Source organism: Limnovirga soli, from assembly GCF_013106755.1.
Taxonomy (GTDB): Bacteria; Bacteroidota; Bacteroidia; order Chitinophagales; family Chitinophagaceae; genus Limnovirga; species Limnovirga soli.
Genome location: NZ_WHPF01000004.1, coordinates 271768 through 285753, shown reverse-complemented (window position 1 = coordinate 285753; position 13986 = coordinate 271768). Strand labels below are relative to the sequence as shown.

Here is a 13986-nt window from a genome sequence, read left to right as displayed (position 1 = left end):
ATTCTTTACTTGCGTCGCACACTTGTACGTTCTGAACCATACTGAGCTTTGAGTTAACAGCCCATAACCATTCTGCAGCACAAGAGTGCGACGCAAGTGCTGCCTGATAACTATTCTATGGTCTGGCCCATAATTATTAAAACCTGTAATGCTATGCACCACAGGTTTTAATAGATAATTTTTAACTGGCTATTATTTGCTTACAGCAAAATGATAGCTGCCCGAGCCAATATTAACCATCACATATCCATTTTCTGAGCCGTCCACTTTTATGCTGGCGGGTAATGCATTTCCACCCTCAGTAATGGCGGCTGCATTTGGCGCAGGTATAAAAACCGTTGCAGTGGTATTGGCAGGAATTTCCACATCAAGCATTGTGGTATTGCCCTGTATTTTCCAGCCACTGCTTACTGTACCATAATAGGTTTTAAGCGAGGCAGTTGCATTGGTAAAACCGCCACCGATATGTGGTTGTACTTTTATATGCTTGTATCCAACTCCATCTTCGTACGTATCCAACCCAACCATTTTGCGATACATCCAATCGCCAATAGCGCCATAGGCATAGTGGTTAAAAGAGTTCATACCAGGTGTTTGAAAGCTACTGTCGGGCTTTTGTCCGTCCCATCTTTCCCATATAGTGGTTGCGCCCATTTTAACCGGGTACAACCAGGAGGGGTAGTCTTCCTGTAACAGCAGGGAATATGCAAGATCATTATAACCAAAACGGGTTAATACATGGCATAAATATGGCGTTCCTAAAAAGCCTGTGGTTAAATGGGTATCATAACTTTCTACATTTTCAACCAGCCTTGCTGCAGCCTGGGCTCTTAAGTTTTCGGGCAACATATCAAAATTCAGTGCCAGCACATATGCGGTTTGTGTACCTGAAATAAGACGGCCATTGGGCGTTACATATTCTTTTACAAAAGCATCTTTTACCCTTTGTAATAAAGCTGTATACATTTGCTCATCTGCAGCATTATGCAACACTTTTGCAGTATTGATTAACAATTGTACCGAATTAGCGTAAAAGCATTGTGCAATTAAATATTTATCTGTTACTGCAGCTCTTCCGTCGTTATCATCAAATGGGCGGTAAAAGAGCCAATCGCCAAAATGGAAGCCATGATTCCATAAATCATTTTTGCTGCTGTCGGTCATATATTTTACCCATGCTTTCATACTGGGATATTGGGTTTCCAGAATTTTTTTATCGCCATAAGCCAGGTACATATTCCATGGAATAATAGTGGCCACATCAGCCCAACCGGCAGAAGCAACGGCATTATGGCCAAGTACATTGGGAACTACAAAAGGTATACTGCCATTGGGTTCCTGATCAGCAGCTACATCTTTTAACCATTTGGAAAAGAAATTATTTACCCCAAAATTAAAAGTAGCCGTACGGGAAAAAGCCTGGGCATCACCTGTCCAGCCCAATCTTTCATCCCGTTGCGGACAATCGGTAGGCACATCCAGAAAATTACCCCGCTGCCCCCATTGAATATTGTGTTGCAATTGATTGATTAAAGCATTGGAAGATGTAAATGTGCCGGTGGGCTGCATATCAGAATACAATGCTACAGCGGTAAAATTATCGGGGTTTATTTCTCCGGTATAATCTTCAATTTTAATGTATCTGAAACCATAAAAAGTAAAGTGAGGCTCAAAATGCTCTTCGCCACCGCCCTTTAAAATATAAGTAGCCGTAGCTTTTGCTGCACGCAGGTTTTCTGTATAAAAATTACCCTGCTTATCTAACACTTCGGCATGTTTAATGGTTATCTTATCACCTGCTTTTCCATTGGCTGTTACAATTACCCAGCCAACTAAATTTTGCCCAAAGTCAAGCACTTTTTCACCTGCGGGGGTGGTAATTAGTTTGACAGCTTTAAATGTTTCATGCTTTCTTACCGGTTCGTTTTCTGCTACTATTAAATTATCGTAAGTAGCAGCAGGCAAGTTAACACCACTCCAGCCTGCATCATTGTAGCCCGTGGCAGACCAGCCGATTTTTTCGTCTCTTGCATCATAAGTTTCGCCATGGTAAATTTCTACACTTTTTATGGCCCCGGTTGATGATTTCCATTTTTCATCTGATATGATGGTTTCTTTTTTCCCGTTGCTATAAGTAATTTCTAACTGTACCAGCAGGCCAAGCTTTTTACCATAAATATTTTTATTATCCTCCCAGGCAAGATAACCCCGGTACCAGCCATTGCCTACCATACCGCCAATTACATTATTGCCGCTGGTTAGCATATTGGTTACATCATAAGCCTGGTATTGCAGGCGTTTATTGTAACTTGTCCAACCTGGTGCCAGATAGGCATCGCCTACTCTTTTACCATTGATCTGTGCTTCGTACATACCATGTGCGGTAATATAAAGCGTTGCAGAGGTTATTTTACCATTTAATCCAAATTGTCTGCGAAATAAAATAGCAGGTCTGTTAACAGAATCTTCCTGAAAACCGGCTTCTATCCATTTGGCTTTACCATCTTCGGGTTTAACCAATGCCGTTTGAAAAAAAGCAGGTTCGCTCCATGCAGATGGCTTGTCGCTGTTATCCCATACCCTTAATTGCCAGGTATATTTTTTAGTACTTTCCAATGCCGGACCTGCATATGGTACCTGTACAGAATGATCGCCCATTACCTTTCCTGTTTTCCAAATGGGCCCTTTGGCGCCGGAAACAACTATTTCGTAAGCTGTTTGCATGATATTTCTCTGGTCACTTGCCAATTGCCAGCTAAAGCGTGGCTGTTGTACATCAATACCTATGGGGTTGTTGCGATTTTCAGTTAGCAGGTACTGCACTTTTACCTGTGCGTTGCTCGCAAGTATGCACAAAAAGGCAGCAGCTGATATAAATATTTTCTTCATGGCAAATAATTGAGGCTTATTTTATTGAAACGTTAGATGAATTTAATGAAAGTACTATAGTAAATACTGGTAACCATCATGTACTATCCTGAAAACATAATTTTTATTGGTTTATGACAAATATGAGCCAGGCAATGAAGTTTGCTGAATAGCTGCATAAATTACTGAACGTATAAGAGTGCGACGCAACGGAGGCTTCAAGTATTTTGCTATGCCGGGTCCATGATGTAAGATTAGGGAATAATATGATTAGGGAAACCTTTTACAGTTGTACAGCAAACCTGCTCCATTACCTGTTGCAATTGCGTTTTTAACATGGAAATGGTATGATTACCGCCCTCTTTACCCAATGCCGCCACACCATACATAAACGAACGGCCAAGAAAGGCAAAATCTGCGCCGCTGGCTAAAACCCTTGCCACATCTGGGCCGGAGCGTACACCACTATCCATCATTATAGTCAATTTACCCTTATATTTTTCTACAATGGGGGGCATTGATTTGATGGATGACTGAGCGGCATCCAACTGCCTGCCTCCATGGTTAGATACGATAATGCCATCCAGCCCAAGTTTTAATGCCATAGCGGCATCCTCTTCGCTGGCAACACCTTTTAAAACTATTTTACCCTTCCACAAATCGCGTATTGGCTTTATTCTTTCCTCATTTAAACGGCCTGAGAATGTTTTATTCATGAATGCACCCAGCTGTTTCATGTTTAAACCTTTGGGCATATATGGCTGCATGGTGGCAAATGAAGGCTGCCCGTGTATTAACGTGTTTATTGCCCAATGGGGTTTACCCATGATTTGTAAAATATTTCTAAGTGTCATACGCGGCGGCATGGCCAACCCGTTGCGAATATCCCTTGGTCTGAAACCAAAGGAAGGCACATCGCATAACAACACCAATACGGGGTAGTTTGCGGCAGCGGCACGTTTAACTATACTGTCTCTTACCGATGCTTCGGCGGGGTGATACAATTGAAACCAGGCACGGCCTTCGGTGATTTCCCCAATTTTTTCAATAGAGGAGGTTGACACGGTACTTAACACAAAAGGTATATTGTGTTCAAATGCAGCACGGGCCAGTATTTCAGGCGATCCGGGCCAAATTAACCCTTGTAAACCAACCGGTGCAATACCAAACGGCGCATCGTATACATGGCCAAACAATTCGGTACGCATATCGGGTGTACGGTAGTTTTCCAGGTAATAAGGTTTTAATTCTACCTGCCTTAATTCAGTAGTGTTTTTATGCAGGTTTACATCTTCGTTGCAACCACCATCCAGGTATTCAAAAGCAAAACGGGGAATTTTTTGTTGAGCTTTTTTCTTTAAATCTTCTATGGATGGATATGAGCTGTTGTATTTTATTGTCATAACTATTTTTTTGCAGATGAGCCAAGCTTTTGTAAGACTATTGAACTTTACTTGCGTCGCACACTTGTACGCCTTGCCGAAGATTGGGCTAAACGCTGAAGAGTGCGACGCAACGGATGCCTGATAGCAGCACTATAGCCGGGCTCAACATTATTTATACTTTATTTGCTTAATAAACCTTGCAGGGAAAGCCAATCGCCAAAGCGCTCAATCCATGTATCGGTTGGAATATTATTTTTTCGCATGCCAAAACCATGACCACCCTTAAGATACATATGCAATTCAGCCGATTTACCCGCATCGAGCCACTGATTATATAAAGTAGTGCTGTGTTTTGCCAGCCCCAGCTGATCATCGCTGGCAGCGCAAATAAAAACGGGGGGCGCATCAGCAGGTACGGCAGGATTGCCCAAAGCGGTTTTATACAGATACACAGGCGCTAAAAAATCGGGGCGATTGCCGGGTGTGTAGGTAAATCCAACACCCATGGTTACCGTACCACCGGCGGAGAAACCCATAATACCTATACGGTGTGGATTAATGCCATATGCTGCAGCATTTTGACGTACATATTCAATCGCTTTTTTGCCATCGGCAATAGCCATGGCTACCACAGAATCATTTTCCTGATCGAGCTTTTTAAAATCGGCCATTTTAGGTATCAACTCTTTTACCGGATCATCAGTAACACTATGCACCAGCCGATACCTTAACACAAAGGCTGCCACACCTTTTTTGTTAAGCCATTTGGCTACTTCATTGCCTTCACTTTCTATTGATAAAGTATGAAATGCACCGCCGGGGCAAACGATTACTGCAGTACCATTAGCATTGGCAGGATCGGGAAGAAATACGGTTAAGGTAGGTTGTACAACATTATACACTACCGGCGTTTGAAACATGTTTTTTACATTCTCCTGCTCACGCCAGCTCCATTTTTCTGAACCGGGTGCTGCCCCATTGTACAGGTTTATTACTTTTTGCGCATGGGCTACTGATACCATGAGTACCAGCAAAAACAAACAACGCTTACACATACTATTTGATTTATAATTTTATACAACTTTCCAAACCTGAATAGTAACCTGATCAGGTTTACGAATGCCATTGGCAATAAAAATATTTTTAGTAAGCCAATCATAACGTGCATCTGCTGTTTCAAAAACCGGGATGGTGCGAAAATAATATGCATCAGGGTCAACTGCTTCTCCCCTGGCCATTTTTTGCACTACTTCCTCAGGGCCATGGCGCAAACCGGTATTTACTATTGTGATTAAAACGCCATCGTTGGTTTGCAACAAATAACGGGCATCAATTTCTGCCACCCCATCATTACGCAATAATTGCCAGTCGTACCCACCGGGTACAATAGTGCCATTAATAGCAGGCCCCTCAAAGCTGCCACCTAGTATTGGAATTACCCTTCTAACACCTTTACCCGTCAGGCCCAGCTCCTGCATTTGACCAGGAGCAACCATAATATTTATTTCGAATGCAAATGCTAATTGAGGAGCTTTCATCCTTTATTGTTTTTGATTTAATGCATCCTTATCAAATCCTGCAATTTGTTTATATCGTGCCGCAATGGCTTCCAGTTCTTCCCGGCTAATTACATCATCCAAATGTTCAAACCCATTGGGCGCCCTATCTTCCACAATCTGCATTACCTGCTCAGGCCCCATTTGCCTGTTTTGCAAAACAATTTTGGCGGTAGCTGGCAAACGTATGGATGCATAATGTTCCAAAGCCTGTACAGCATTATTATGCTGCAGCAATGATTCTGTTAAGCATTCCGCATCCAGTATGGCCTGAGAAGCACCATTGGAGCCAATAGGATACATGGGATGTGCCGCATCGCCCAATAAGCTAATGCGGCTGAATGACCATTGGGGTAATGGATCGCGGTCGCTCATCGGAAATTCATAAATGGCTGAAGCATTGCCAATGATGGCAGGGATATCCAACCAGTCAAATTGCCAGGTACCAAATTCATGCAATAATTTATCCTTGTCGGCCCTGCGGTTCCAATCCTGGGGCATAATATTATCCTCGGGATTCACTTTCAAATCTGCAATCCAATTTATGAGTTGCCGGCCATTTTCATCTAAAACCGGAGAAATGGGATAGGCTACAAATTTTTTACTGGCACTACCCGCCATAATCATAGAAGCCCCGGAAAGAAATGGCGTAGCCATGGTGGTACCCCGGTGCAAAATAATTCCTGAAAACTTAGGAGCGCCTTCCTCTGAATAAAAATGTTTACGTACTATTGAGTGAATGCCATCGGCGCCAATTAACATATCGGCTTCTGCAACAGCTTTTAAAATACCCGTTTCTTTATCAATAAAGATTGCCTTTACCTTGTTTTCGTTCTGACTAAATGATTGCAAACAATGACCTGTATGAATATTTGCTTCGCCCAGTAGTTCTTTAGCCACCTGCAACAACTGCATTTGAAAAGTACCACGGTGAATAGAAAACTGAGGCCAGTTATAACCGGCAAATTTACCGCGGGGTTCCTGCCATATTCTTTTCCCGAATTTGTTATAATAAACCAATTCTTTGGTGGCTACTGCCACTTCCTGAAGGTGAGGTTGAATACCCAAATTGGTTAATACCCTAACTGCATGAGGCAATAAATTAATACCCACCCCCAAAGGTTTTATTTCCCTGGCTGATTCATATACCTCAACCTTAAAACCTTTTGCATGCAGGCTAAGTGCGGTGGTAAGTCCGCCAATACCAGCACCAACAATAATAATGCTATTTTCCTTCATATCTGCACTGTTTACCTTTAACCGATTTACTTATAAAGGCACACCTAAAAATAATCTTATTCAACAGTTCTGTACATTTTTATTCAACTATAATCTAAACTGTAATCACGCAAAAGGTATTGCTGGCTATTTTTTAAATAATAAAGGCGCAAATTCATACAGGTTATGCCGCCAGGTAATAAATGTATGAGCAGCTGCATAGGTATTAGTAGTATATTTAATGCCATACTTATCAAACAGGGCATTTACATTTAACCCATTTTGATAAGCAATATCTTTTTCACCACCCATGGCTATCCAAAAAAGCTGTAAGGTATTAATGGCAGGATTTTTTAAAACAGCACTGTATTTATCTTCCAGCGATTTTAGCTGTGCAGGGAAATAACCAGTGCTAAGGGGCAACACATAACCAAATTTTTCCGGTGCAAACAAAGCAATATTCAACGCCTGGATACCACCCATGGATAAACCGGCAAAGGCCTTATCATTTCGCTTTACAGAAACCTTGTAGTGCGATTCTATATAAGGCATTATATCGGTAAACAACTGTTTGTAATAAGGATCTGCATCTATTCCGGGTTCCATATGAAAACCCGGAGATGGATGCCCCATGGGCATTACAATAACCATAGGAGTAATTTTTCCTTCGGCCAATAAATTGTCAAGAATAAAATTGGCTTTCCCTGCGGTTGTCCACGCGGCATCATTATCGCCACCGCCATGTTGTAAATACAGGGTAGGCAAATTGCCCTTCATTTTCTCATAACCCGGTGGTGTATACACATGCATACGGCAGGTATTGCCCATTACGGCAGAGGCAAACCAAACTGTTTCCACTTTGCCATGTGGTACATTTTTTACAGCACAGTAATCGGCCTCTGTACCGGTTAATTCAAAAATATTTGATAAGCCATTTTCTCCTTCTTTGTATTGCGGGTTTTTAGGGTCAAATGTTTTTATACCGTCAACTGTAAAATCGTAGGTATATACATCAGGTAAAAGATCAGTTATAGTTACAGACCATACGCCGTTATCGGCTTTACTTAGTGCTAGTGGTTTGTATTCCTTTAAAAAATCGCCCAGTACGGTAACCGAAGTTGCTTTGGGTGCATAAATGCTTAATAGCACTATGCCATCGCCAACAACTCTTATCGCTTGCAACGTATCGTTTGGTGTTGGTGAAGGTCTTGGAGGTTGGGCCTTAGCAGCAATCGCCAATAACAATAATACAGGAATTAATATTTTTCTCATACTTGTGAATAATTATGACGGTTCATATCATTTATAAAAATCCTTTTATTATTAGGTCGAAAAACACTTATTGGGATATATTTTCGATTAATGATTTTAGTCAACGGGGGCGAGATATTTTTTAATACAACATGTTTTAATAAGAAGAATAAAATATGCATTTATTAACACCAAGAAAATTTGGGGTTATTTGATTATTATACCAATAATCTAAAAAATATCAGTGTTGGACAAATATCTAGAAGGATTGCAAAGAATGTGAAAAACGACTGATGTTAATCTTTATGCCCAAAAGTTATTCTAATTTACCTTATTGTTTAAGAATTTTTCTTCTGGTTCCATCTTCAAAATTCAATATGTATACACCATTAGCATAGTTACCTATTTTAATATTAAGTGATAATTCATTAATAGTTAATACTTGCAATGGCTTACCACAAAGATCTGTGAGGACAATTTTTTTATTCAACAAAGCCTTATCAACCAATAATGTTACCTTATCATTTGCAGGATTTGGAAAGATGGACAAAAGGGGATTCTCATTTGCGAATAATTTTACTATGCGTGAATAGGTGTAATTGCCATTCTTATCTATTTGCTTTATTTTATAATAACCCTCGCCTGAAAGTACCATGCTTTCCATAAATGAATAAGAGTTTACACCCTCGCCTTTACTATTTAGAACTCCTATTTTACTGAATTGAAAAGAATTTATGCTCTTTTCAATTTCATATCTGGCAACAGCCTGCTCCTGTACCTTCCAATTTAGAATCGCATGCTTCTCGCCATTTAGATTGCCTGTAAAGGATAACCAATTAGTTGCTAAAACAATTGAACCGGTGGTGATAAAAAAGCCACTAAACCCTGTTACTTCAAAACTTATTTCCCATCTGTTTTGAATATTATTCCAAACAATATCTTTATCAGCTGGGTCAATAATTTGTTTGGGGCCTTGGTAAGAATCAGGAGAACCATTTTCGTCGCCGGTACCACCGCGTTTTTCAATTCTAAGGTTCGCAATACCCAGATTATCGTTGCTATTGGTCGGCATTAAAAGTGTAGGAGAAGGTATTTGATTATTATAATCATTAAACTCAGATTGGGTTGCATACAATGTAATTCTGGCAGTAGCAGTTGATGCATTTGATGCAGGTGTTATTTCATAATGGCGTTTGGCATATTTGGCGGACTGCGTTCCATCTATCCATAACTTACTATTAACTGTACCACTTAATGTTCCATTACTAACACCAGTTTCTATTGTTGCAATCAATTTACAATCATTGCTTAATAAGGGCAGGTCTCCATTGCCGGCTATATTTACCGAGTTGTTTGCTTTAGCAGATGCAAGTGTTGCATCTGCCTGGTCATATCTCGTCATTATATTATCCAGTGGTCGAACAACCAGCAGGTAATTATAAATGTAATTAAATTCACTCACCGTTTTACTACCACTACCGATGGTTGTGCCTAATACACTGTTGCAGGAGTTAATGGTTCCGGTTAGACCATTTATACCACTAACAAAAGACACGGCGCCACCATCAGAAATTGCTCCATTATCCCAGCCTGCAGTTTTTACAATGTAATCGCCGTTAGTAAGCGCAACAACACTAATTCCCACCCTTTCACCTATTGAACTACCTACAAGACTATTGCTGCTGCTAATATCTCCAGATGTGCCGGTCAACCCGTTACCCCAGGTTACAGCACCGGCATTGATGATTGTGCCATTATCCCAATCAGGGTATTCTACTACATAATTGCCGTTACTAAGCGTCCTTAATCCATTATACCCTAACCACGCTCCAGCCTCGTTTGCAACCAAACTATTGTTTTTGGATATTGCCCCGGTTAAATCGAATCCATAGCCTCCGAAGGAAACTGCACCCGCATCATTTAATGCACCATTATCCCAAAAAGGACTTGCAACTATATAATTTCCATTTGAAAGAGGCACTATTTTATAGCCCACCCTATCGTTGGCTGCACTGCCTACAAGACTGTTTAAGTTATTTACAGTTGCCCCTAAAAAAGAAAACCCATCGCACCAGGTTACTGCGCCTGCAATGTTATCCCAAGCGGGGCTGGAAACTACAAAATTTCCATCGGTCAAAGGTGTTACATAACTGCCCACATTGCCGTTGGTTTTGTCACCCACGAGGCTATATAGTTCAATTACTTCTCCCTTAAAAGGCTTCAAGCCATTATACAGGGTAACTGCACCTGCATCAACAGTGCCTGTTGTACTATTATCCCAACTATAGCTGCTAACAACAAAGTTGCCATTGGTGAGTTCAGCAACGCCTCCATTGCCAACATGATCATAAGCTGTGCTGCCTACAACACTGTTGAATTTGTTAACTTCACCCGTTACACTTGCGTTTCCGGGGCATAAAGTTACCGCTCCTGCGTTCGGTATAGTTTCATTATTCCATAACGAGCTGATCGTGACATAATCCCCGCTTCTTAGTGGAATTATGCCGAGGCCAACTAAATCATTTGCCTGAGTTCCTACCAGGCTATTGTATTTGGATATAACACCATGTATACCTTCCGTACCGCTACCCCATGTAACGGCACCAACATTTTCTATCCGGACTTTTATGGTGTCATATTTGGTTCCATTAAACACAAGTTTTATCGTGTCTAGGTCCCAGAGAGGGGTATTTACCACATAATTTCCATTGGATAGGGCGATCACACTGTTACCTAATTCTGAAGCAAAATCAGCACCTACCAGACTATTGTTACTGTTGATCACCCCACTAGTGCCAGTAAAACCGTCGCAGAAGGTAACCGCACCAACATTTTCTATTCCATCTTTTAATTTACGCCATTGTGGGCTCATTACCACATAATTGCCATTAGTAAGCGGTATTATGTTGGGATTTCCTTCACCTATACCTACGAGGCTATTGTTCACGTCTATATAGCCGCTTACTCCATTTGTGCCGCTACCCCAGGTGACTGCACCAGCTTCATTAACAGAGTCGCTTTTCCAATGATTGCTCAAAACCACATAGTTATCATTATTCAATACGAATATTTCTGATCCGATACTACCCTCACTTCTTCCTAAAAGACTATTATTGCTACCTATCTCGCCCTTTACCCCCTCAGTACCGCTTCCCCATGTTACCGCACCATAACCACCATCCCATTTCCAATTGGGACTAATTATTATGTAGTTACTATTTTTTAGAAGTACTATGTCAGACCCGATATAATCATCAATGTGGCTGCCCACCAGGCTATTATTACTACTCACAACACCGGTTATCCCTGTGGCTCCATTGCACCAGGTTACAGCACCGGCGTTGGTAATTGCACCATTATCCCAAGAGTTGCAACGTAAAATATAATTGCCATTGCTTAAAGGGTAGATTGAAGCTCCTAAATCATCTTTAGAGCTACCCACCAAACTGTTGTTAATATTTACCACCCCATTTAGACCGGTTGTACCATTGCACCAGGTAAAAGCCCCTGCATTTATAATATTGCCATTATCCCAATAGGGGCTGCTAACAACATAATTGCCATTGCTTAAGGCGGTTACCGACAACCCTATCAGGTCGTAGGCAGTGGTTCCTTTAAGTGTACTGATTAATGTATTGGTTAAACCATCATAAAGAAAAACTACACCCACCTGTGGAATAGATCCATCATTAAAATAAGGATCTGCAATTACATAGTTGCCGTTAGTCAATACTTTTAACGTAATTGTTTGTCCACCAATAGGAGCCGGTAGTTGAAAATCTGTGCTTTGAGCATTTATTTGCTGCCTGAACAATAAACAAAAATATAGCAGGATAAATCCCTTTTTAATGAATTTTACTCTACTTGGCATATGCTGATAATTATTAATAATAAAGATGAGTTGCAACTAAACAGAGAAACGAATGATACTTTGTCCATTTCCCTAGATAATTACTACCCTAAACTAAGGATAATAATTTTTATAACCTATGAAAACTAACCAATCGAAAGGTTAGCTCACAAGTTGGTAAAGAATGTCAATTGCTCCGATTGCTTTGTAATCAAAAAAAGAAACGCAAAGATGTGTGCCTAAACCTATAATACAAATGAATTAACTTACCTTTTCTGATAAACCTTAGCCTTAAAAAAATGGCTTAACTCAATAAAGCTTAGATTGCACAAGTGAGTAAACCAAAGAAGGCAAAATATATGTAACGAAGTTGAACTGCTAAAAAATCAAATATCGATATTTCTTTATATTTATTTTTTAGTTTTAGTTACAATATACATCTGATTTCTGCAAGCTGAATTTCTTGCCGCTAATATAAATATCTATTATTCATCACTAAATTTCATAAGTCCTTTTGCGGCAGCTCGCAAATTTGTATTTGGCATAAATGCATCAATTGGCTTCCCGAAGAGCAGTAACCGTTCTGGGGTTTACAATAAATGCTGTTTGCCTCATCCTTGCCAAAGTAAACGTATATTTTATATTTTGCGAGTGCCGTGATTTCGCCTTTCCGATTATTGACCAGGAACCTGAAGAGTGCGACGCAAGCAGGCTGCCATAATAGGTAGTGCCGGGCTCAGCCTATTGCCTAGCTTCTTAGTCGCCTTACCAAATTACAATTTCACTGCTAATGCACCCTAACCATGGTGGTATTGCGCAAGTTTATTTTGTATTTTTGGCACTGCTAATAATAGCGTTTTTAATCAAGGAAATTAAGTCATTGTTTTTGTACCCGGCATTGGTTTTCCATGTAGCTATACTTGCGTCGCAGTCTTGTACGGTTAGACCATTAATGGGGCTTTTATTGCTGCGTAGATGTAAGCGAAAAAGTTTGTGGAGCCACGAACCAGAGTGAAAAGATTAAAAATTGGGTAATTTGGATTATAACCCGTTCTTTGTTTTTAAATCTTGCGCTATATGAAATACTGTTTATACTGCATGTTTGCATGTTTTTCCCTTTTTGTTCACCCGCCGGCAGATGGCCAGGTAGCTAGTAACAAGGCTGCTAAAGAAAAAACTGTAAAGCTTTTTGACGGAAAAACGTTTGGCGGGTGGGACGGAGATACTGGTAACACATGGCATTTAGAAAATACTGCTATTTCAGGTGGCTCACTTGAAGTGACGGTGGCCCACAATTTTTTTCTCACAACAGAAAAGAGTTACAGCAATTTTATATTAACGCTGCAATTCAAGTTGGTTTGTAAAGAAGGGTTTATGAATGCCGGTGTGCAATTTCGCAGCATGAAAATGGTTGATTCTTCGTATGAAATGGTTGGATACCAGGCCGATTTGGGTCCCGGTTATTGGGCAAGCCTTTATGATGAATCAAGACGAAATAAAACACTGGCAGGTACAGATTCCCTGTTAATAAAAAAGTTGCTTAAACCCGATGACTGGAATGATTTTGAGGTACACGCTATGGGCAATCATATTGAAATATTTTTAAACGGCGTACAAACCGTGAACTATACAGAAACTAATAATTTCATTCCGCAAGAAGGCCTGATAGGCCTACAGATTCATGGTGGCGGTAAAACAAAGGTGTGGTACAAAAATATCTTTATTACAGAAATGAGATAATGAAAATCCTGTATCATTTCGTTTACTATTTTAATCCGGTTGAAGATTCTCTTACTGCCAGGGTTGGTGAAGACATTGACCAGAGCGAAAAAGCAATCCCCACAAATAATAGCCCCCA

8 protein-coding genes are annotated in these 13986 nt (G+C 40.5%); 1 reads left to right on the top strand and 7 read right to left on the bottom strand.

The genetic code is table 11. The annotated features are described in order from the left end of the window. Positions 1-192: 192 nt before the first annotated feature. The 7 genes from GD597_RS06760 to GD597_RS06730 all read right to left on the bottom strand — a co-directional run bounded on the left by GD597_RS06760 (position 193) and on the right by GD597_RS06730 (position 12149). Positions 193-2889 carry an alpha-L-rhamnosidase gene (locus tag GD597_RS06760; protein ID WP_171607066.1) on the bottom strand — a complete coding sequence of 899 codons (2697 nt, stop codon included), beginning with the start codon at positions 2887-2889 and terminating at the stop codon, positions 193-195. Positions 2890-3122: 233 nt separating this feature from the next. Continuing rightward, entirely contained in the window at positions 3123-4271 is a 1149-nt protein-coding gene (locus tag GD597_RS06755; protein ID WP_171607065.1) for an alpha-hydroxy acid oxidase, read from the bottom strand. Between the two features lie 161 nt (positions 4272-4432). Then, positions 4433-5308 (bottom strand): alpha/beta hydrolase, encoded by an 876-nt coding sequence (locus GD597_RS06750; RefSeq protein WP_171607064.1) that lies wholly within the window; start codon positions 5306-5308, stop codon positions 4433-4435. A gap of 18 nt (positions 5309-5326) precedes the next feature. Further along, positions 5327-5791 carry a DUF3237 domain-containing protein gene (locus GD597_RS06745; RefSeq protein ID WP_171607063.1) on the bottom strand — a complete coding sequence of 155 codons (465 nt, stop codon included), beginning with the start codon at positions 5789-5791 and terminating at the stop codon, positions 5327-5329. 3 nt (positions 5792-5794) lie between these two features. Continuing rightward, a complete protein-coding gene (locus tag GD597_RS06740; RefSeq protein WP_171607062.1) occupies positions 5795-7048 on the bottom strand; it encodes a flavin-dependent oxidoreductase in 1254 nt (417 codons plus the stop codon). A gap of 126 nt (positions 7049-7174) precedes the next feature. After that, positions 7175-8299 carry an esterase gene (locus GD597_RS06735; RefSeq protein ID WP_171607061.1) on the bottom strand — a complete coding sequence of 375 codons (1125 nt, stop codon included), beginning with the start codon at positions 8297-8299 and terminating at the stop codon, positions 7175-7177. Between the two features lie 310 nt (positions 8300-8609). Further along, positions 8610-12149, bottom strand: a complete 3540-nt coding sequence (locus GD597_RS06730) for a T9SS type A sorting domain-containing protein (protein ID WP_171607060.1) — start codon at positions 12147-12149, stop codon at positions 8610-8612. Between the two features lie 1056 nt (positions 12150-13205). Here GD597_RS06730 and GD597_RS06725 point away from each other — a divergent pair. Then, positions 13206-13868, top strand: a complete 663-nt coding sequence (locus GD597_RS06725; RefSeq protein ID WP_171607059.1) for a 3-keto-disaccharide hydrolase — start codon at positions 13206-13208, stop codon at positions 13866-13868. Positions 13869-13986: the final 118 nt, after the last annotated feature.